Here is a 20,640-nt window from a genome sequence, read left to right on the forward strand (position 1 = left end):
CCGACACTGAATAGACATAAATGCGCTAACGTAAGAACCACTGCGTTTATGCGTGATAATGTAAGTTATGATTGGTAAACAAGATTAAGGCCAAAAATTAAATCATTGATTTTTATACCAATCTTAATAACACCAATCTACGAAGGCTTTGAAAAATAGTGAAATCAGTAACTTATTAGTGAAATTGACTACGTAGACAGGCTACACTGCTAATATTCATGACTTTCAACCATTTTCGTATTATGAGTAACGCTAACCTGCAGCAACTTCACGTTTTGTGCCTTCAAATGCATAAAGAAGGAAAAACACCGTCCGTAGGCATTTTACGTGCAAAAGCTCCCTTTAAGGTATCGGTAACCGAAGCTATTGAAGCGATTAAGCGATTTAACGCACACAAACCTAAGTTAGAGGTATCTAAGGACGAAAACGTAGCACAACATAATCCTGTCGCCACAACTGATGAATTAGGCAATTTGCATGCACGGGTAGAGTCATTAGAAAAAGAAGTGGCGGAGTTAAAGCGGACGCTACATCAAATTATTAACGCCCAATAGCTTTTAGTCTTGCAGGCCGGTAATTTTAGGTCTGATTGACGTCAGTCAACGCATTAACGTTATATAGCAGGTGTAAGCTGCTCAATAAACACCGCAAGAGATGGCGCAAGAATTTTGGCAGGCTCTCTGCCAACCTGCTCGAGTGCCACTTCGCCACTTTCGTTGACAACGGTTAAAATAAAATCATCTTCGTCAGTTAAACCAAAAAACAATGTTGGCGCTTGCCTAAGTCTTTGCTTCATCAACAAATGCCCAATCAAGTTTTGCTGTAATCTTTCAAAATCTTCGGTATTGAAAACTTGAAGCAATTCACAGTGACCTTGCGGGGCGTTAGCCTTTAAATTATCGCTGTAGTAACGAGTAAAATACTCGCAGTAGTCAGGATTTAGCTTTAGCGATAATGCCTCTTCAACATTACTGAAAGACTGCACAGGCGATTGAAGCGTAGGAGACCATCTTACAAGCTCACCGTCTTGCGCCGTCGTCTCATAGCACGGCGAGGGCCACTCGCTATCAAATGCTATCTTGAGTCCCTCGGCCTCGGCCTGTTCGACATAAGATGATACAAATTTATCTAATTGTGCTGAAATTGTTAGAGCCATTATGACGTTACCTGCGTATTTTTGGGGTACACTATACAACTAAACAGTTAAGTCAATACTAGGGTTAATTCTACTGCGCCGTAAGACTGTGTGCCGCTGTGCAGTTCAACAATTTAAATCCCGCGTAGATACATAAAAGGTTCTTATGTCGACGGACAACTCACCTCAAAAAATTACTATCTCTGCACCTGATGACCTCTCTTTGGGTAAACAGGTTGACTATGAATTTGAATATAATCCTGGCTTGTTGCAAGGCGTGCCGCGCAGTTTAAGTCGTGATACGTTAAACTTGGCTGGCTCAGGTTTACCTTTTGATGGTATCGACACTTGGACAGGATACGAACTTTCTTGGCTAAATTTAAAGGGTAAACCTAATGTGGCAATTTTAGAATGCCACGTTCCTATTACCTCAAAGAACCTAATCGAATCAAAATCATTTAAGCTATATTTGAATAGCTTCAACCAAACAAAATTCGCTTCAGCAGAGGACGTACGACAAGTGCTTCAAGCGGATTTGTCAGCGTGCGCAGGAGAGCCTGTCGAGGTAAAGCTAATTCTTCCAGAGCAGTTTTCTTCGCTACAATTCCAAGAATTTAACGGAACCTTGTTAGATAGTCTGGATGTAGAAATCGATCAATATTCCCCTAATACTCAATATTTGACTGTTGCGAAAAATGAAACAGGAATTCAAGAGACGCTTGTTTCTCATTTACTTAAATCTAATTGTTTAATCACAAGTCAGCCAGATTGGGCTAGTATTCAAATAAGGTATGAAGGAAAAGCTATTGAACACGAAGGGCTTTTGAAATATCTAATTAGCTTTAGGCAACACAACGAGTTTCATGAGCAATGCGTTGAGCGCATTTACAACGACATCATGCAGCATTGTCAGCCAGATAAGTTAACCGTTTGTGCGCGTTACACACGACGAGGGGGTTTAGATATCAACCCTTTCCGTTCAAATTACGAAGCGCCTTATGCTAATCATCGTCAAGCACGTCAGTAATATAACGGTGAAGTACCTACCAACGCTACCTAAGCCGCGGCAGTAATAGCGAATTAGAACAAAGACGAGATTATGGAAGCAAAACAACTACAAACCCTAAAACAAAATAACGCGCTTCTTTGTCAGTTTATTGTGAAACTCTCAGCATTTTATGAGGGCTTCTCGGATAAGATCGATACTGAACTTAAGGTGTTACGAGGCCACCTTTCTGGCACACCTAATTTTAGTCTTGCCGCTGTGAGCATAGAGAAACTCAACAAATCACTTCAGCATCAAGAAATAACGCTTAGAAAATACAGTGTTGATACTGTTTCATCGCTAGAAGATGCAATGAAACAACTACAGAAAATTGTATTTGAAGATACTGAATTAAAAGGGTTAACCACGCAGGAATTGATTAAGCTAAATCAACCTGTAGGTGATATCTTCAGTATTTATAAACTTTACTCAAAAGCCATTGCGCTTCACCGCATTGCGCTTAACAAGGAAATGGTTGGACTTGAGCCATCTGAAACCACAGAAACTAAGTCCACCAACAATGAAAGCACATCGGCTCGTTCGATTAAAGATGATAACCCTCACTACCGTTCTATTTTGGTTGAGCTTAATCACCTTATTGCTTCTTATGCGCAAAAAAAACCTAACGATCAGCAACTCAATGATATAAAGCAACGTCTTGATGAAGGCATGGATGAAGACCAGCTGCTTAAAAGCTGCGTTGTAATTTTGCGCATGATCGTTCAAGACGCTATGTCAGAGGCGAGCTTAACAGGAAAAGTGATTCATAGTCTGCACCGTTCATTAGGTGAAGTGAGTAGCGACGTCAGCAATACGATCCAAGGCAGCCAAGCCCAGTTCGAGCAGCGCCAAGCTGGTAATGAGCAACTTAAACGTGACATTATTCACATTGAAGAAGCCGTATCGGAAAGCAGTTCTCTAGAAGCACTTAAAGAGCAGACACAGTTTCGCGTAGAAAAGCTTGTGACTACGTTAAGCGAGCAACAAAGCAACGACCAACAAGGTCAAGAAGCGCTAATGGCACTGCTCTCCTCTATGCAATCGCGAATAGATACACTTCAGCAGCAAACCAGCGTCTATAAAAAGAAGCTGGCCGAACAAGCAATGCAAAGCCGCACCGACCCCCTCACTCGGCTTCCAAACAGGCAGGCGTATAATGAGAGACTAGAAGCTGCTTTCACTAAATTTAAAGAAAATGGTGACTTGCTTGCGGTCGCCGTTGTGGATATTGATCATTTCAAGTCAATCAACGATAGATTCGGGCACGCAGCAGGCGATAAAACCCTTCAGGTAGTGAGTAAATTCTTAAAGCAAAGTTTGTCCGAAAATGATTTTATTGCCAGGTGGGGAGGAGAAGAGTTTGTAATGCTACTGCCTCAGGCGCAGATGGCAGATATAGATAAAAAGCTTAATGAAGTTAGAACTAAACTTGCTGCAATGCCGTTTAAATTCAAACAAGAAAAAGTAAAAATCACCGCATCTTTTGGCGCAACCTGTTTCAATGACAATGATACTACTGAAACTGTGTTTGAACGCGCCGATGAGTACCTCTATAAAGCAAAACGAAACGGCCGCAACCTCGTAGTCACTGATTTAAGCACTGACTTATAGGAAGTAAAAATATGAAGAAAGTGCAGCTTAACCCTGTTGGCTGGATGAGCCAGCTATCACAAGTAGAAGTTTCTCGTCTTCAAGACGCCACCAACAGCGAGCTCTTTGCTATGTTCAGAAACTGTTGCCTTGCAGTATTGAACAGCGGCGTTGACGAAGACAATTTCGAAGCACTTTTTGCTCCTTATGAAAATTTTGAAATAAAACTCATTCGTCGTGAACGGGGCGTAAAAATAGAACTCGTGAACCCTCCTGAGGTGGCTTTCGTTGACGAAAAACTCGTTCGTGGTGTGCACGAACATCTATTTGCGGTCCTTCGCGACCTGCTTTATATGGGCAACAAGTACGCATTTCTTCACCAAACCGCACCGGCTGAAGGTAACGATATCACAGACATGGTGTTTGACATGCTACGCCACGCTAAAGCGCTTGAAGGGAACGATGGCGTAAACACAATTGTCTGCTGGGGCGGCCATTCCATTAATCAAGTTGAGTACAAATACACGAAAGAAGTGGGCTATCAGCTCGGCTTACGTGACATGAATATTTGCACAGGATGTGGGCCTGGAGCGATGAAGGGTCCAATGAAGGGCGCCACCATAGGTCATGCAAAGCAACGCCACAAGACAGGCCGTTACATTGGCATCTCTGAGCCGAGTATTATTGCCGCCGAGCCGCCCAACGCCATTGTCAACGAGCTCATTATCATGCCCGATATTGAAAAGCGTTTAGAGGCGTTTGTTAGACTCGGACATGGCATTATCGTGTTTCCAGGCGGTGTAGGCACTGCCGAAGAATTACTTTATCTGCTTGGCATTTTGATGAATGAACGCAATGCGCAGCAACCTTTTCCTTTCATTTTAACAGGGCCTGCTGGTAGCGAAGAATACTTTGAAGCCATAGACGCTTTTGTTGGTGCAACACTGGGTCCAGAAGCACAATCAAAATATCAAATCATTGTAGATGACCCAGAAGAAGTAGCACGCACCATGAACAAACACCTTGAAAAAGTGAAGAAGTTCAGAGGTGCGATGGGTGACGCATTCAGCTTTAATTGGTCATTAAAAATTGAACAAGACTTTCAACAGCCCTTTATTCCAACGCATGAGAGTATGGCCGACCTTCAACTGCACTTAGATCAAAGTAAAAGTGATCTAGCGGCCAATTTGCGCAAAGCGTTTTCAGGCATTGTTGCGGGTAACGTAAAAGCAGAAGGCATTGCTCAGATCAAAAAACATGGTCCGTTTGAGCTCACCGGTGATAGTACACTGATGGAGAAGGTTGATACGCTACTCGAGTCGTTTGTAAAACAGCATAGAATGAAACTGCCTGGTAGCGCGTACGAACCATGTTACGTTGTAAAGAACGATAAGAGAAACAGCGAATAACACGAGACCGTGGCAAGACGCATTTGCTTACGTTTACTACTTATGTTTAGTAGTCGTTTTGCGGTACACTATTAGAGAGTATTGTTTAACGAATGAATGTAGTGCACATTTAGCCTATGCGTGGCTCCCGAACAATGTCGGGCTTTGGCTTGCAGTAGCATTCAAGTAAAGAAAAACGAGAAGTAACGGTCATGAATACCAAGGTTATTCGTCTAATTTTAGCTGGCATCGCCCTTTATGCGGTGTTTGTTTTTATGGTTATCGCGTTCTATCCCGATAAGCCTGAGAATATGGATTGGAAAGACCGTGAAGAATATAACCGTGTCCAAATAACCAAGTTAAAGTTAGGCAGTACAAGAGAAGAAGTTTTGGCGTTACTAGGCTCACCTGACATTACAGAAGCCAAGCGACAGGGTGCCACAGCTATTCAAGTTATGTTTTTTAGGACACAACATGTGCGCGCTGACGGCTTAACCACGCAGGATGAATGTACACCGTTGCTTTTTGAAAACGACAAACTTATTGCATGGGGTGAAGGGGCTTACTCCAGTTACCAAAAAAGTTAGAAGGATGGGGAGTGAGCGACATCATTTCCACGCTTAAACGCCTGGTTCAGTTAGGTAACACTGAACTTTCTGTCGAGCAGCGTATAAACCATTGGTTGAAAATCGCTAAACGGATCCTGACCTTAGTAAACGCCAATCCAGCGCTTGCTGCAGCAACGTTACACATCGATAATGACCTTCCCAAAGATACTCAACATCTTTTATTATTGGCGCTGTTTGGCAAGCTTTGCCGATTAAACGACCACTATTTACAACATGTGCTTGCGTCTTTACTCGCATCCCTCTGGCTTTCAAGTAAAGGAACACCAAGCGACCAAACGGCCAATATCATTCGCTTTGTGCGTAAACACAATCTCTCGATTTGGCTGGATATCATTAAACTTCAAAAAGCGTTTCGGTCAGACAAGCCAATTAACTACGTTGCAGACATTCGGCTTAATATGGTTCAAAGGCTTTGTCTCCTAGCAAATGTTTTCGCTACTAAAACAAAAAAAGCAGATTATCGTGAGGTTTTCACTCAGATTGTTTTACGCCTTCCAGCACATCATCGTCACCTTATTGCACCACTTATCAACCTATTTAATGGTGTGCTACCTGGCGCAAAGGTTTACGCAAACGGCGTACCGGGCGCGCTAGTCGACATTCAGCAAAATCACGGCTACGTATTTATGCTTAGCCAAGGCGATGAAGATGGAAAGTGGCTTCCTCTATCGTCAATACGCTCTCCCATTTCACTATCAATGCCGTTTGAGCACTTTGTTGCTCTTTACACTGATACCGCCACTGCGAGAGTAAATCATGGCGGCACACCATTTTTACCTTCTACATTCGCAATTCAGCATCCCCCTAAAGCTCTTATAACTATTATCGATGAGCTGCAAAAGCGCGATGTAGATATTGAACAACTTTGCGAAAAGATTGAAAGCGTGCCCACGTTTAATCACTTTTTGATGCACACTGCAAGTCAGGACAATCGGCTTCAGCTTCCGGTTAAAAGCATTAAACAGGCGGTTTTGACCTACGGTATTGAACGTGTGGGTGACATGCTTATTCAATTTGCGCTGTTAGAACGGCTAACGCAAAACCAATTTCCACTGATGGGCATGTGCAAGCAATTGACTTTATTGGCTTGTTCATTTGCAAGCTATTTCGCACAACTCGCCGATTCGAAATTTTCGCCGCAATCTGCCGCACTGACCATGACCTTTGTTTGTACTCCCTTGTTCACGCTACCAGGGTTTAAAGTGTCACGAGCATTACCCGTCGACCTCACCAAAGCTGTGTCCATTAATAGCGCATTCAAGGTCAAATCTGACACGCCTTGGCTAGCAATCGCTTCTGAACTTGCTGGAAGTTGGCATCAAAGCTCGACGTGGCGTGCCGTTATACACCAATGCAGTAAAGTAAGTACGGACGTTCCTAAATCACTTCAAAAGGAACACGCAATTCTGGTGTTGAGCTTCGCAATCGCCAAAGCATGCTTATTTAATCAGGATATTTATTCATTACTTCAGGATATCAATATCAAAACACTTTTAAATATCCTAGGTATTCGACGAGATGATGTGGTAAACGCACTAGACGCTAATGGGTCACTTTTGTTCTGTCCGCTCGCGCAGTAACGTCATTTACTCCTAAACATCGTACTCGGCTATTTAATTAATCTTTACGAATGGCTATAACTTGCGCCAGGTATCGTATAAAATACGGCAACTTTTGCAGTGCTTAACCCTTTTTCCCTACATTTTCCATTATAATAAGTAAGCAGGCAGAAATTGGCTCATAAACGCCAAGCTACAAATTGAATAAACCTAACGATTTTGACAACAGAATTACCAGAGGATCCCTCCACATGACTCAGCAACGTATTACAGTCATTCGCGGTGACGGCATTGGCCCGGACATTATCGATGCAACCACAAAAATTTTAGATAAGGTTGGCTGTGACTTTGCCTATGACTATGCCGATGCTGGCCTAGTCGCACTGGAAGAACATGGCGAGCTTCTACCTCAAGAAACTTTAGACCTAATCGCAAAAAACAAAGTTGCGCTTAAAGGTCCTTTAACGACCCCCGTTGGTGAAGGTTTTACTTCAATCAACGTTAGTCTTCGCAAGCAGTTCAAACTGTACGCAAACCTTCGTCCTGTGATGTCATTCAAAGGTACAAAAGCACGTTACGAAGACATCGATATCATTACCGTTCGTGAAAACACGCAAGGTATGTACTCTGGTCTTGGCCAAGTTGTATCAGAAGACGGTAACGAAGCTGAAGCAATGAGTAAGATCACTCGTGACGGCGCTGAAAAAATCGTTGTTTTTGCTTATGAATTAGCGCGCCGTGAAGGTCGTAAGAAAGTAACAGCTGTTCACAAAGCTAACATCCTTAAGTCAACATCAGGTCTTTTCCTTAAAGTAGCCCGTGAAGTTGGTGAGCGCTATCCTGACATCGAGTCAGCTGAAATGATCGTTGATAACTGCTGTATGCAGCTTGTGATGAACCCGCATCAGTTTGACGTTATCGTTACGACTAACCTTTTCGGTGACATTCTATCTGACCTATGTGCTGGTCTTGTCGGTGGTCTTGGTATGGCACCAGGTGCAAACATCGGTGAAGATTGTGCAATCTTCGAAGCCGTTCACGGCTCTGCACCAGATATTGCTGGTAAGAACTTAGCTAACCCGACGTCAGTAATCTTGGCAGCAGCGCAAATGCTTGAGTACCTTAACATGGGCGATAAAGCAGAGAAAATTCGCGCAGCACTAAAAGACGTTATCGAGTCTGGCGATCGCACAACGCGTGACCTTGGTGGTGAAGCAGGTACAACCGAGTTCACTCAGGCGCTTCTTGACCGCCTATAAGCATTTTAGCTTACACCTTTCAATTATTTCAAAACGGGCTTAATAGCCCGTTTTTTTTATGCCTCTATTAATCACTCCCCTGCTTTAAACTGTACTAAAACTGGACTACCGCTTTTCTCGTTCACCTTTATTATTTCCTTTGTACACGTTGAAGTGTGCTGAGCTTTGTAACTTGGTCACAATAGAAGACAGGAAGTTTTTAAAGAGGCCTGCTCCGCTTGCATCTAGGTTACAAAAGTCAGCGCGCTTTGGTACATGACTTAAACCCATTTACTTAAATATTGCGCCGATAACGCTTTATGGCGCGCTTAGCAACATACAAGGAAAGATGATGAAAAAATTAATCTCAGGTTTACTCGTACTATCTGCACTAGCCATTCAAACGCCAGCGGTTCACGCTCAACCAGCGGATAGTGGAAATGCGCAAGCTAATGAAGGTACAAGCCAGCAACAACGTATCGATTTAAACTCGGCGACCGTAGAGCAATTAATTACTCTACCCGGCGTTGGACAATCTAAAGCGAAAGCTATTATTAAATATCGTGAAGAAGTAGGCCCGTTTCTTGAGGTCGCACAATTAACTCAAGTGAAAGGTATCGGTGAAAAGATGCTTAATAAAATTGAAGGCTATGTACAGGTAAGATAGAAGGACTAAAGCGAATAGGCGGTACGCTGGCTCCACACACAAAAAATGCGCCGCAAGGGCGCATTTTTAATCGTTTAAAGCTATTTAATTGCCTTAGGCCTGCTGTTCTTTCATCTACACTAAAGATCAACAAGCCCTAGTAAGACTATTTAACAACAGAAGCTAAGTATTCTTTAAATTCGTCGCCTAACGATGGGTGACGTAACGCATATTCAACGTTAGCTTTCATATAACCCAGCTTACTACCGCAATCGTGACTCTTACCTTTCATGTAGTAGGCATCAACTTGTTCAAGTTTCATCAATGCATCAATAGCATCAGTAAGCTGAACTTCACCACCTGCTCCAGGAGGAGTGAACTCTAACAGATCCCAGATTTTTTCTGACAGAACGTATCGGCCTACAACGGCAAGGTCAGAAGGTGCTTCGTCGCGAGGCGGCTTCTCTACCATTTTGTGAATCTTCGCTGACTCACCTGGCGCAATTGCCGCGCCGTCTAGGTCTGCGATACCAAATTTAGAGATATCTTCGTCTGGTACCTGCTCAACCATGACCTGACTTACTCGGCTGGTGTTAAATTTGGCAACCATGTCTGCAAGGTTATCCTTCTTAGGATTACTTGCTGCATCATCAATAATGACGTCAGGTAGTACTACCGCAAATGGCGCATCGCCAATCAGAGGTCGAGCACAAAGTACTGCGTGACCAAGTCCATTCGCAACGCCTTGGCGAATATGCATGATTGTTACATCTTTTGGACAGATTGACTGAACTTCTTCTAACAGTTGGCGTTTTACACGCTTTTCTAGTGTGGCTTCTAGCTCAAAAGAGGTATCAAAGTGGTTTTCAATACTGTTTTTACTCGCGTGCGTTACTAGGATAATTTCTTTTAGTCCTGCAGCAACACATTCGCTTACCACGTATTGGATCAATGGCTTATCAACCACTGGCAACATCTCTTTGGGAATAGCTTTCGTTGCTGGGAGCATTCTCGTCCCAAGGCCCGCTACAGGGATTACCGCTTTTTTAACCTGACTCATAGTTAATATCCTTTTTTAAAATCCTAAATACACGCCTAAGTCGACTTTCAGCCGTTTGTTATTCCTTAAGCTGAGATATATTCACTGTTGTTCGCAAGACTAATGCAATCGATGTTCCAATTACCTTTTTAGAGCGGCTGTGTATTGAAAATGGGCAAAACAGCTCAAAACCACCGATAAAAGCACAAAATTAGGGATAAATAATATCTAATGCACCATAATAGTGAAAGCGTTTATGGTTTGCCTTTCCTTTCCTACACATCAAGTGTCGCTTTTTTTCACACTACTTTTTGGAATTAGTGCATGCTCTATGGGGCCGGTTTTGCGTTTTAATCCGTCTTTGAGTCCTGCCCACATGAAAGCGCCTCGTGTTTTGCCTTGCTCAAAGCAATATCTGTTTACAAGATACCTCAGAGGTATTGCACAAACATGACGAAGTTTCCAATAAAGAGGTACGTAATGGCGGCGCGCTAAAATGAGTACATTACGAAACTGATAGTAGAGCCTTATCGGTGCGCCCTGCTTGAATGTCACACCGCAAACTTTCACTCTATCATCGCCTTGTCGATGAGGCATACATGCACTGAGCGACTGATAGATAACCATGCCCTTGGCTCGAGCACGCCAGCACCATTCGTGATCAACGCCATCGATAAAGAGCTCATTTTCTTTTTCACCCACGCGTTCAAAAGCACGTTTGGAAATTAACATGCCTGAGGCAATGATTTGCTTTACTATTTTTAACTTTTCAGAAACCTGATTCCCTTTTTGCAGAACACCCTGATCGACACACTCTGAAAATTGGCAATAGATAGAAGGGCCTATGGCTGCAATTGGGGAACGTTGCTCAAGGTCTTGGAATTGCCTCACTAACTCAACAGCAATATCGGGAGAGAACAAGCTATCTTGATCAAGCAAAAAGGCGTAGTCGCTTCCCTCATTAAAGAGCACTTTCAAGCCGACGTTCTGAGCGTGGGCGATACCAATATTTGAGGGGTAATGAAGATAAGTAACATCAGTTTTTAAAAGAGCCTGCTGAGGACTTGGAGAATTATCAACTAAGATGACGTTCCAGTCAGGGGCACAAAACGCATCGATGAGACTACGCACGTGCTCAACATCAGGATTAAATAGTATAACAACAACGCCGACGCTCAATGTTTACCAAACCTTTCCAGTAAATGTCTATCAAGTTTATAGGCAAGTTTAACCACTTTTCCAGGCATTAACCTCAATGCTAAAACACCACAAGCGTAAAAAAAGTTATAGGGTGAAAGTTGCTTTAATTTACGTATGGCATATAAACGTGCTCTGAACTCGTTGAGCGACTTACTTAAGCCTCGACGTTTATAAAAGTTATTAACTCGTCTGAACTTCAAAAGTCGATCTTTTAAGTTCCTAAAAATATACCCCTTAGACGCTAAGGTTATCCAGAAAAAATAGTCTTGTGTGTTTAACAAGTCACTGTCGTAACGATGCCCATCATTAAATACATTGTAACGAATAACTACTGTTGGATGGTTTAGCGAGCATCGTCTCGGCAAGATACGAACGATCTGCCTGTGCGAAGCGGGCATTACTCGCGCGCCAACTTTAACACCACTTTCGTTAACTTCTGTTAGTGCTGATCCTAGTACAGAAATATTGCTGTGCTTTTTAAGGTAGGTGATTTGACGTAGAAGGCGGTTTTCTTCAGAAATATCATCCGCATCCATTCTTATGAAAAACGATGGGTTAAACTGCATACCGAACTCAGCAACTGAGTTCATGCTACTTGCTAGCCCCACATTGTGACTATTCGACGCTATTATTACCCTGTCGTCTTTACTTGCTACATCCTCTAGTACGCGAGTTATTTTTTGAGGTACAGGTCCGTCGGCGACAATAACGAAAAGAAAATCTGTGTAAGACTGCTCAGTCATGCTTTCAATGGCTTCGCGAAGCCACTTCGCATTGTCAGCTTGGTAAACCGCCATAGCAATTATCGATTCGACATGCTGTTTTTTATTGTTATTTTGAAGAATAGAGAATTGATTTATCAAGAATTTTACCAACGTAAAAAAGTAACAAAGAAAATAAAAGCGCCTTAATTGTGCGCTTTTATTTGTTGGCATGTTACAGAGATTTTACTAAGCCTGCCACGATTTTACTCAAACTATGCGGTTAATCGCTTCACAAAGCGCAGTACACTCCAAATATGTTGGATAACAAGACTGTACACGACGAGTAGTCCAATAAAGCCCCAGAACATGACGGCTTCAGCTACCTGATAGACTTCTCCTAATATACCGATTAAGCAATAACATGCTCCGAGCAAAAGGATAGCAACAAGTGACTTTCTACTGCTAAGCCCTGCACGCATAAAGATATTGTGAAGGTGCTGACGGTCAGGTTTGAGCATTGATTGCCCCTTCCGTGCACGGCGATACATGATCGCGGCCATGTCCATTAATGGAAGGCCTACTAACCACACCGCAGTAATGGGCCTAAATGCGGCAGCATTACCTTGAGTGTGATCAACAAGCAACCATACGATAGTGAGCCCAACGAACATACTGCCGGCATCACCCATAAATATCTTATTGCCTTTAAACCCTTTCCAACTCAAATTAAAAGCTAGAAACGGAACAATAGCTGCAACGATGATAAGCGGCTCCATGATGGAGGCTCCGTTACCAGTAAAGATCAAAAAGCCCGCAACTGTTAATAGAATAACAAGGCTCATACCGCCGGCTAGTCCATCAATACCGTCAATCATGTTAAACGCATTGATGACACCGACCACACAAATGATCGTAAAGAAATACCCACCTAGGTCGAGAAATACCTCACCTGTTCCGAAGATATTACCCAGAGAAGTGATATAGTTTTGCGCGCTCCATGCCATGATCGCTGCAACACCAAATTGGCACATTAGGCGGCCTTTAGCACTCAGGTCAAAACGGTCATCCAACATACCAAGCAAGACAACAAATGCTGATGCGGTGAAAAACAGAGGATTGTTTTTCATCCACACATCTGTCGCGACGCTGGCAACAAGCACCGCCATAAAAATAGCCACGCCACCTGTAAGAGGTACAATTCCGGCGTGACGTTTTCGCGCTGATGGTTGGTCAACTAAGCCAAATTGATGCGCTAAAGGCGTCATGACCACCAAAAGGATAAGGGCGACGAAAAATGCAGTAAAAAGCGGGACAAACTGCAAATAAGCTAGCATAAAACACACAACCTCGCGTTACCGACAAAAACACAGCTACTTGTAGTAGTTTCTGTCAATACACATGCAAATTTTGATAAAAAACTAAATGTTGCTTCCATTTATTTACAACTTCCATTTCTTCCAGCGCGATGAGGGCATCTTGTTATGAGTATGCGGATAGAAAACTTCGATATAATATAAAACATTTGTCTAAGTAACCACCCTTCATGCATAAATAACGTATCAAAACGTGTCAAAAACTCATTTGTTGCGAGAATAACCTTAATCACCGCTAAAAAGAGAACCTGTTGTGCGTCTTCTCGCCGCCTCTCTCGAACTATCTCAGCTTCTGTTGTAACGATTGAATAACTTCTTTATTCCTTTAACCTGTTAACTTACTCGTCTATTTCCAGTCTTTGCAATGCCAAAAACATATCGAGTTACACTATTGATATGAACTTGTCTTCTATATTGCAGTCTTGGTGAAGACTCAGACAATTCAGCAACTGCGATAGCGAACATGCTTTTTTTAAAACTTATGTTATCCTAGCGCGAAATTGCTATATGGATATGAAAGCTAATGTTCAAACAATTATCTCGTCTAATTTTACCTATCGTAGTTACGGTAGGCGTAGCTGGGTGTTCTAACACTCCTACCGCCACTAAGGCTGACATTCCTTTGGTGCATTCTTCTCTTGCTTATTCCCTTGCACCGGACAAAGAGCTTGCAATAAATATTCCAAAAGCCAACATTTATCATGATACGCAGGAATCATTTTCAATACGCTTCAATGGCCACCAATACGAGTCCTTGAAGCACTATATATCCGCCACAGGCAATAAATGTATCCGATTTTCTTTACAAGACGGTGAAACAGCGTCTTCTGATATTCAGCGTAAAATGACGACATGTCAGCGAAACGGTCAATGGCGAGTTATTACTCCCTTAGTAGCTTCGGCAACAGTGCAAGGTGAATAGATAAATGCAGTCAACCAGCATCAAAAAAACTTTAAAGCGCCTGACGCTAGCGGCTTGTGCAACGTCACTTCTTTTCGCTTATGTGGGCACTGCAAGCGCGCAAAGCGTGGAACAATTGCAGCAATTAAGAGAAAGAGCTCAGCAGAGCCAGAGTAGCGGCATTGCTAATCAGTCCGTATCGCCATTGAGTATTTCAACCCAGCGAACGCTTCCAGGCGCTAGCAGTTCTGCGAATACCATGGGACAGTTTTCAACCCAGCCTCGTAATGGCGTAAACTTACCTGGCGAGCCAACTATTGATACTGTTTTTCCTGCGCAAGCGCCTATGGAAAACCCACCTTTTGCAGCCAACTTATTTATTGGTGGATTTGAGTCAGAACGCAGCACAGGTCTTAATGATAACTATCTCGTTGCACCGGGCGATAAAATTTCAATATGGCTGTGGGGGGCGGTTAACTTTTCTGACGTAGTAACCGTTGATAATCAAGGCAATATTTTTATTCCTAACATTGGTCCTATCCGTGTTGCAAATACACCTGCTGGCAGTGTAAATCAAACCGTTACTGCAAAAATCAGACAGGTTTATACAAACGATGTAAATGTTTACGTTAACCTTCTTACATCAACGCCCGTGTCAATTTTCGTTTCTGGCCCGGTGCTAAGACCTGGTCAATATGCAGGCCTCGCCTCAGATAGCGTGCTGTATTACCTAAAACGCGCTGGTGGTATTGATTTTCAGCGCGGAAGTTTTAGGCAGATAGACGTAGTGCGCAATGGTAAAGTAGTCGCTACTGCCGATTTATATGCATTTTTCAGAAATGGTAAGTTGCCTCAGATGTCGTTTAAAGATGGCGATACCATATTAGTGCACCCAATTGGCAACACTATTGTCGTTGAAACAGGCGCTCGAAATAGCTTCACCTTTGAGTTTCTTAACGAAGAATTGAACGGCGGCGTGGTGAATTACTTTGCGCGACCAGGTGAGTTTTCCTCCCATGCTTCGGTATCTGGTATTCGAAATAACAAACAGTTTGCTCGCTACTTGAGTTTGGATGAATTTGCTTCACTTGAACTAAGTGCAGGTGACACGGTTGAATACCTTGCTGACCACGAGCCCCAAATCTATCGCATTAATGTGGCTGGCGCATTTGCTGGCGCATCTCAGATTATGGTTGATAAAGGCACACGCCTTATCGATGTACTAGATCACATCGAAGCAGATACAGCCCTTTCTGATACCCAGAATATTTATCTGTTAAGAGAAAGCGTTGCTGTAAAGCAAAAAGAAATCATCGAAGAAGGTCTTCAGCGTCTTGAGCGGAGCATGTATACCGCTCCCATTAGCTCGACGGGTGAAGGAGCCATCCGTGCCCAAGAAGCTCAGCTTGTCGCTGACTTTATCGCACGTGCTCGCCAGATTGAGCCTCAAGGCAGAGTCGTAGTTTCTGAAAATGGTGATATCGCAAATATTCTGCTAGAACCGAATGACACTATTGTCATCCCAGAGGTAACTGACTTAGTGCACGTAGGTGGTGAAGTGTTACTTCCTCAGTCAGTAGTCTTTAACCCAGAAGCCACGACTGAAGATTATGTTGCTTGGGCCGGCGGATTCACTGAACGTGCTGAAGACGAACGAATCCTTATTGTTCGTAAGAATGGTAATGTTACCTTTACTAGCATCAACAGCTCATTCCTAGCTAGCAACGATAGTAAGTTAGAACCAGGTGATCAGATCATCGTATTGCCTGCTATCGATACCAAGCTATTGCAAGCGGTTAAAGACATTACTCAGATTGTTTATCAGATTGCTATTGCAGCCAACGTAGCTACTAACTAAACATGGTAACGTTTAAAGACCAACTCTACGCATGGAGAGGCGTGATATTCGCGCTTTTCCTGCGCGAGCTTCAAAGTAAATTTAACGATAAATTTGGCTTAGGCTGGGCATTTTTAGAGCCTTTTGCCTTTATCTTCGCGCTGTCATACCTTCGTGGACTGATCAGCGGCGATGATATCCACTCTATTCCTCTTTTTCTGTTTATGATGATCGGAATGGTCGGGCTGCAGTCTTTGACTACATGCCTCCAGTCAGTATCAACTTCTGTGCGCAGAAATAAGCCGCTCTATGCGTTCAGACAGGTTCAACCTATTTCAGCGATACTCACAGCGGGCTTCCTCGAGTTTTCAGTAAAGGTAGTGGTTGTCGCATTACTATGTCTTGCGCTTTACCTGATGGGCGAGACCTTTACGGTAAATGACCCGTTGCTGCTGATATCTCTGTTTCTTCTTTTGTGGGTATTTTCAATATCCATAGGGATGATTTTTGCTATCGCTGCCGCATTCGTGCCGGAAGTGGATAAGATAAAATCAATGCTTACCCGCCCATTAATGTTTATTTCATGCGTTTTTTTCAGTCTTCAAGATCTGCCTGAAGAGTATTGGCCTTACTTAACGTGGAATCCTCTTGTTCATTTCAATGAACTCGCCCGTTACGCCTGTTTCGAATCCTATGGAACAAAGGGCGTATCCCATGGCTTTCTAGTTGAAATTACTATAATTTTTCTCTTCCTAAGCCTTTCGATGTATCACATCACATGGAAGAAGGTGTTGTCTCGATGATAAGAATTGAGAATCTAACAAAGAGTTACCCCAGTAAAATGGGCCCTCAATATATCTTCAAAAATTTGAATTTTGATTTTCCTACGGAAAACAACGTCGCAATTTTGGGTAAAAATGGCGCGGGTAAGTCGACTCTTTTCCGTATGCTAGCAAAAAGCGAATACCCTGACAGAGGCCGAGTTTTAACGAATAAATCCATGTCGTGGCCGGTTGCCCTTCAAACAGGTGTACACCCGCAAATGACAGGGCGAGAAAACACGCGTTTTGTGGGCCGAATTAACAACGTCAAATCGCTTCCAGAATACGAAGAGCAAGTGCAAGAATTTGCCGAACTCGGCGCACGCTTCGACCTTCCTGTAAAAACTTACTCATCTGGTATGCGCGCCAAACTCGTATTTGCGTGCTGCATGAATATTAATTTTGATATTTACCTTATCGATGAAGCGACATCTGTAGGCGATCCGCTTTTTAGAAAAAAAGCGCGTTTATCGCTAAAAGAAAAAAGTGAACAAGCGGGCGTTATTATGGTTAGCCATGAACTTGACCAAATCCGCGAGTTCTGTACGTCTGCCGTTATCATAGATGAAGGCAAACTTACTTATTATCACGATCTCGAAGAAGGCATCGACGTTTATACGCGGGATGCAGACAATAAGAAATCACTAAAATAGGTTCAAATCACAGTGGAAAAATCTCTTACACAGCTCAATGCCCTTCTCAGCAAGCACAAAATGCTGTTGCTTGTTCTTCCATGGGTACTTTACGCCGTATACCTTGTTCTATGGGCTGCGCCACAGTACGAAAGTAAAAGCCAACTTATTGTTAAATCAAGTGACGGCGGCAGCAGCTTCGACCCTTCATCCCTGCTTATGGCAGCCGGTGTTTCAGGCGCGTCAGGTGGTACAGAAAGTCAGCTTGTGGAAGCTTACATTCAATCTGCCGACATGATTAAGTATCTCGATAAAACCATAGGGCTTCGTGAGCACTACATGTCAGACAAAGCCGATTTGTTTAGTGGCCTGTCATCGTCACACAAGCAAGAGGACTTTTATCAGTTTTATCTGAACCATATTGACGTTAGCGTGGATTCGGCGTCTTCTGTCATTAGTTTGCGAACCCGCGCTTTCGACGCTGAATATGCGCAAATAATAAACCAAGCTATTGTTGATAAAGCGGAAGAGTTTATTAATAACATCAATAACAACTTAGCGAAGTCAAAGCTTACTTTTGCGAAAGGTGAACATGAGATTGTTGAACAAAAGCTTCAACAAGCAAAAACTGAAATTTTAGCCTTTCAATCCAAATACAACGTGCTCGACCCTACTGCCGAAGGTGCAGCGTTTCAGCAAATCGCTTTTTCATTGGAAGCGACCCTTGCCCAGAAAAAAGCTGAACTAAGCACAATGTCGACCATGATGTCTAACGTCGCACCAGAAGTGATCAACATTAAGCGTGAAATAGCTGCACTACAAAAAGAAGTAGAAAAGCAAAAAGAGCGTATCAGTACCGCTGAAGGAGAAAGTGAAGCCCTGTCAGTCAGTGAATTAATGGCGCAATACAGTAACCTTCAGGTTCAGCTTCAATTGGCCATTCAAGCGTACTCTTCATCGCTGATTACTTTAGAAAATGCGCGAGTAGAGGCATATCAAAAACTACAACATTTGGTAACAGTAGAATCGCCTACCCTTCCAGATGATAATTCTTACCCCACGGTTATCTATAACCTTGTTCTTTTTGGTGTTTCATTGTTGCTTATCTATGGGATAGTGCGAATTATAGTAGCTACTATCCGCGAGCTTTAGTGCTTCCATCTCTTTAGCAAATCATTATTCAATCGGCTAAGTCGTACAAGACTTAGCCGATTGACACAGCTTTAATGAAGTTTGTCGCCCAAATCTTGTGTCTTTAAGCAAGCTCTAGTATAAGAAGCTATCCGCCTTACGGACTACTATCAAAGAGCCTATCCTATAAGTGCTCTACAATAACAACCATAAGCAATATGGAATTAAAATATAATTATGAAACCATCTAACGATACTAGCTTTTTCGGCCATCCAGGGGGCCTAAGAACGCTATTCTTTACAGAAATGTGGGAGCGCATGAGTTATTACGGAATGCGCGCGCTACTCGTTCTTTTCATGACCGCGAGCTTACAGACACAAGGCTTAGGTTTTACTGTTGCAACCGCTGGCGCTATCTACGGCCTATACACAGGTGCGGTATATTTCCTAGGTTTACCGGGCGGCTGGTTAGCGGACCGCTTAATTGGTGGTAAGAACGCCGTATGGTATGGCGGTATTATCATCTTCGCAGGCCACGTGGTACTCGCCATAGACTTGCAAAACCTTTTCTTCGTTGGCCTTATCCTTGTTGCTTCAGGTACTGGCTTACTTAAACCTAACATTTCAGCAATGGTTGGCCAGCAATATGGTGACGACGACGGCCGTCGTGACAGTGGTTATGCGCTATATTACATGGGCATTAACATCGGTTCACTCATCGCCTACCTAGTTACTGGTTATTTACAGGAAAACTGGGGCTGGCACTATGCATTTGGTGCAGCTGCCATCGGTATGGCAATCGGCCTAATTCAATATTACTTCAGCAACCGTTCGTTATCGGCTGATTCTGTTGCTCCTGCAAATCCATATCAAGGTGCGGCTAAACAGCGCGCATGGATGGGCGTATGGGCAGTGATTGCACTTGCTGTTGTGGTAATTGTGCTTGCGCACATGGGCACTATCGTTATTGAGCCTGTAGCTCTTGCTCAACAAGTTGCCGTTGTATTTACCATTATTTTCTTCGCTTACTTTGGTTTTATTTATTTCAAAGGTCAGCTAAGCGACAACGAGAAGAAGCGTATGTGGGCGTTGTTCTTAGTGTGTGTTGCTTCAGCGTGTTTCTGGTCTGGTTTCGAACAAGCTGGCTCTTCACTCAACTTATTCGCTCAGAACTACACCGACCGCGTACTTGAAAGCGGCTCGCTACTTACCTCTTGGTTTGGGATGGACGCTATCCCAACAGTATGGTTCCAGCTTTCAAACTCGCTATTTATAATCATCCTGTCGCCTTTCTTCGCTGCCCTTTGGATTAACCTTGCTAAAAGAATGATTGACCCGTCGTACACGATTAAGTGTGCCGTAGGTATCGTTATTATGGCGTCGGGCTTCTTGGTAATGTTTATGGCGTCTCAATATGCTGCACAAGGCCTTAAAGTTGCGCCTATGTGGCTTGTTACCACTTACTTCTTACACACTGTTGGTGAGCTGTGCCTGAGCCCTGTTGCACTAAGTGCAGTAAGTAAGCTATCGCCTAAGCGTTTCGCAGGGCAAATGATGGGGGTATTCGTACTGACTTACTCTATTGGTAACATCATTGCTGGCTTACTTTCAGGTAACTTCGACCCTGAGAACGTAGAGCAAATGCCAGACCTGTATCTTCAAATTGCCCTATTTAGCATTGCCATTGCTATCATGATTGGTTTAATGAGCTTTAAATCTCGCTTCTGGGAAAAAGCAGGCATTGAACAAAAAGCGTAATTTATTGTTAGCAT

The 20,640-nt window shown here is 43.2% G+C and carries 19 protein-coding genes; 14 read left to right on the forward strand and 5 right to left on the reverse strand.

Features of this window, described 5'->3' with window-relative positions; genetic code table 11:
• Positions 1-242: 242 nt before the first annotated feature.
• Complete coding sequence (locus AC0J2X_RS03510) at positions 243-554, forward strand: hypothetical protein (protein WP_242514723.1); 312 nt, start codon at positions 243-245, stop codon at positions 552-554.
• A 59-nt stretch (positions 555-613) separates the two neighbouring features.
• Here the strand turns inward: AC0J2X_RS03510 and syd are convergent, their stop codons facing one another.
• Positions 614-1,156 carry a SecY-interacting protein gene (gene syd, locus AC0J2X_RS03515; protein ID WP_014975844.1) on the reverse strand — a complete coding sequence of 181 codons (543 nt, stop codon included), beginning with the start codon at positions 1,154-1,156 and terminating at the stop codon, positions 614-616.
• Positions 1,157-1,301: 145 nt separating this feature from the next.
• Between syd and queF the strand changes: the two genes are divergently transcribed.
• The 7 genes from queF to AC0J2X_RS03550 all read left to right on the forward strand — a co-directional run bounded on the left by queF (position 1,302) and on the right by AC0J2X_RS03550 (position 9,251).
• The gene (gene queF / locus AC0J2X_RS03520; RefSeq protein ID WP_014948539.1) at positions 1,302-2,162 is read left to right on the forward strand and encodes an NADPH-dependent 7-cyano-7-deazaguanine reductase QueF; all 861 of its coding nucleotides are present in this window, start codon (positions 1,302-1,304) and stop codon (positions 2,160-2,162) included.
• Between the two features lie 72 nt (positions 2,163-2,234).
• A complete protein-coding gene (locus tag AC0J2X_RS03525; protein WP_472995752.1) occupies positions 2,235-3,791 on the forward strand; it encodes a GGDEF domain-containing protein in 1,557 nt (518 codons plus the stop codon).
• A gap of 11 nt (positions 3,792-3,802) precedes the next feature.
• Entirely contained in the window at positions 3,803-5,179 is a 1,377-nt protein-coding gene (gene ppnN / locus AC0J2X_RS03530; RefSeq protein ID WP_014948537.1) for a nucleotide 5'-monophosphate nucleosidase PpnN, read from the forward strand.
• A gap of 191 nt (positions 5,180-5,370) precedes the next feature.
• Complete coding sequence (locus AC0J2X_RS03535) at positions 5,371-5,745, forward strand: DUF3192 domain-containing protein (RefSeq protein ID WP_014948536.1); 375 nt, start codon at positions 5,371-5,373, stop codon at positions 5,743-5,745.
• Positions 5,746-5,756: 11 nt separating this feature from the next.
• Complete coding sequence (locus tag AC0J2X_RS03540) at positions 5,757-7,367, forward strand: histidine kinase (RefSeq protein WP_472995754.1); 1,611 nt, start codon at positions 5,757-5,759, stop codon at positions 7,365-7,367.
• A gap of 230 nt (positions 7,368-7,597) precedes the next feature.
• On the forward strand, positions 7,598-8,605 hold the full coding sequence (locus AC0J2X_RS03545) for an isocitrate dehydrogenase (protein WP_014948534.1): 1,008 nt from the start codon (positions 7,598-7,600) through the stop codon (positions 8,603-8,605).
• Positions 8,606-8,936: 331 nt separating this feature from the next.
• The gene (locus AC0J2X_RS03550; protein WP_061484972.1) at positions 8,937-9,251 is read left to right on the forward strand and encodes a ComEA family DNA-binding protein; all 315 of its coding nucleotides are present in this window, start codon (positions 8,937-8,939) and stop codon (positions 9,249-9,251) included.
• 145 nt (positions 9,252-9,396) lie between these two features.
• Here the strand turns inward: AC0J2X_RS03550 and galU are convergent, their stop codons facing one another.
• From galU to wecA, 4 genes are all read right to left on the reverse strand, one after another.
• A complete protein-coding gene (galU, locus tag AC0J2X_RS03555) occupies positions 9,397-10,290 on the reverse strand; it encodes a UTP--glucose-1-phosphate uridylyltransferase GalU (protein ID WP_014975843.1) in 894 nt (297 codons plus the stop codon).
• Between the two features lie 261 nt (positions 10,291-10,551).
• Positions 10,552-11,448: a glycosyltransferase family 2 protein gene (locus AC0J2X_RS03560; RefSeq protein WP_061484971.1), complete on the reverse strand. Its 897-nt coding sequence runs from the start codon at positions 11,446-11,448 to the stop codon at positions 10,552-10,554.
• The gene (locus AC0J2X_RS03565) at positions 11,445-12,332 is read right to left on the reverse strand and encodes a glycosyltransferase (protein WP_061486941.1); all 888 of its coding nucleotides are present in this window, start codon (positions 12,330-12,332) and stop codon (positions 11,445-11,447) included. Before AC0J2X_RS03565 ends, AC0J2X_RS03560 begins: the two co-directional genes overlap by 4 nt.
• Positions 12,333-12,445: 113 nt before the next feature.
• Positions 12,446-13,507 (reverse strand): UDP-N-acetylglucosamine--undecaprenyl-phosphate N-acetylglucosaminephosphotransferase, encoded by a 1,062-nt coding sequence (gene wecA / locus AC0J2X_RS03570; RefSeq protein WP_061484968.1) that lies wholly within the window; start codon positions 13,505-13,507, stop codon positions 12,446-12,448.
• A gap of 562 nt (positions 13,508-14,069) precedes the next feature.
• Between wecA and AC0J2X_RS03575 the strand changes: the two genes are divergently transcribed.
• The 6 genes from AC0J2X_RS03575 (at position 14,070) to AC0J2X_RS03600 (ending at position 20,626) form a co-directional block, all read left to right on the forward strand.
• Positions 14,070-14,468: a hypothetical protein gene (locus AC0J2X_RS03575; RefSeq protein WP_014948528.1), complete on the forward strand. Its 399-nt coding sequence runs from the start codon at positions 14,070-14,072 to the stop codon at positions 14,466-14,468.
• A gap of 4 nt (positions 14,469-14,472) precedes the next feature.
• A complete protein-coding gene (locus AC0J2X_RS03580) occupies positions 14,473-16,305 on the forward strand; it encodes a polysaccharide biosynthesis/export family protein (protein ID WP_014948527.1) in 1,833 nt (610 codons plus the stop codon).
• A 2-nt stretch (positions 16,306-16,307) separates the two neighbouring features.
• Positions 16,308-17,087 (forward strand): ABC transporter permease, encoded by a 780-nt coding sequence (locus tag AC0J2X_RS03585; protein ID WP_061484967.1) that lies wholly within the window; start codon positions 16,308-16,310, stop codon positions 17,085-17,087.
• Positions 17,084-17,758, forward strand: a complete 675-nt coding sequence (locus AC0J2X_RS03590; RefSeq protein WP_269349579.1) for an ABC transporter ATP-binding protein — start codon at positions 17,084-17,086, stop codon at positions 17,756-17,758. The genes AC0J2X_RS03585 and AC0J2X_RS03590 overlap by 4 nt, the downstream gene beginning before the upstream one ends.
• Positions 17,759-17,770: 12 nt before the next feature.
• On the forward strand, positions 17,771-18,889 hold the full coding sequence (locus tag AC0J2X_RS03595) for a KpsE/RkpR family capsule polysaccharide export protein (RefSeq protein ID WP_472995755.1): 1,119 nt from the start codon (positions 17,771-17,773) through the stop codon (positions 18,887-18,889).
• 216 nt (positions 18,890-19,105) lie between these two features.
• Positions 19,106-20,626, forward strand: coding sequence for a peptide MFS transporter (locus AC0J2X_RS03600; protein WP_472995756.1), 1,521 nt, complete (start codon positions 19,106-19,108; stop codon positions 20,624-20,626).
• Positions 20,627-20,640: the final 14 nt, after the last annotated feature.

Source organism: Alteromonas sp. R7, from assembly GCF_055755235.1.

What these genes read in the sequence shown, in the direction of transcription:
- syd (WP_014975844.1), bottom strand. Translation starts at nt 1,156, where the DNA reads ATGGCTCTAACAATTTCAGCACAATTAGATAAATTTGTATCATCTTAT.
- AC0J2X_RS03525 (WP_472995752.1), top strand. Translation starts at nt 2,235, where the DNA reads ATGGAAGCAAAACAACTACAAACCCTAAAACAAAATAACGCGCTTCTT.
- wecA (WP_061484968.1), bottom strand. Translation starts at nt 13,507, where the DNA reads ATGCTAGCTTATTTGCAGTTTGTCCCGCTTTTTACTGCATTTTTCGTC.
- AC0J2X_RS03545 (WP_014948534.1), top strand. Translation starts at nt 7,598, where the DNA reads ATGACTCAGCAACGTATTACAGTCATTCGCGGTGACGGCATTGGCCCG.
- queF (WP_014948539.1), top strand. Translation starts at nt 1,302, where the DNA reads ATGTCGACGGACAACTCACCTCAAAAAATTACTATCTCTGCACCTGAT.
- AC0J2X_RS03600 (WP_472995756.1), top strand. Translation starts at nt 19,106, where the DNA reads ATGAAACCATCTAACGATACTAGCTTTTTCGGCCATCCAGGGGGCCTA.
- AC0J2X_RS03580 (WP_014948527.1), top strand. Translation starts at nt 14,473, where the DNA reads ATGCAGTCAACCAGCATCAAAAAAACTTTAAAGCGCCTGACGCTAGCG.
- AC0J2X_RS03510 (WP_242514723.1), top strand. Translation starts at nt 243, where the DNA reads ATGAGTAACGCTAACCTGCAGCAACTTCACGTTTTGTGCCTTCAAATG.
- AC0J2X_RS03585 (WP_061484967.1), top strand. Translation starts at nt 16,308, where the DNA reads ATGGTAACGTTTAAAGACCAACTCTACGCATGGAGAGGCGTGATATTC.
- AC0J2X_RS03535 (WP_014948536.1), top strand. Translation starts at nt 5,371, where the DNA reads ATGAATACCAAGGTTATTCGTCTAATTTTAGCTGGCATCGCCCTTTAT.
- AC0J2X_RS03575 (WP_014948528.1), top strand. Translation starts at nt 14,070, where the DNA reads ATGTTCAAACAATTATCTCGTCTAATTTTACCTATCGTAGTTACGGTA.
- ppnN (WP_014948537.1), top strand. Translation starts at nt 3,803, where the DNA reads ATGAAGAAAGTGCAGCTTAACCCTGTTGGCTGGATGAGCCAGCTATCA.
- AC0J2X_RS03590 (WP_269349579.1), top strand. Translation starts at nt 17,084, where the DNA reads ATGATAAGAATTGAGAATCTAACAAAGAGTTACCCCAGTAAAATGGGC.
- AC0J2X_RS03550 (WP_061484972.1), top strand. Translation starts at nt 8,937, where the DNA reads ATGAAAAAATTAATCTCAGGTTTACTCGTACTATCTGCACTAGCCATT.
- galU (WP_014975843.1), bottom strand. Translation starts at nt 10,290, where the DNA reads ATGAGTCAGGTTAAAAAAGCGGTAATCCCTGTAGCGGGCCTTGGGACG.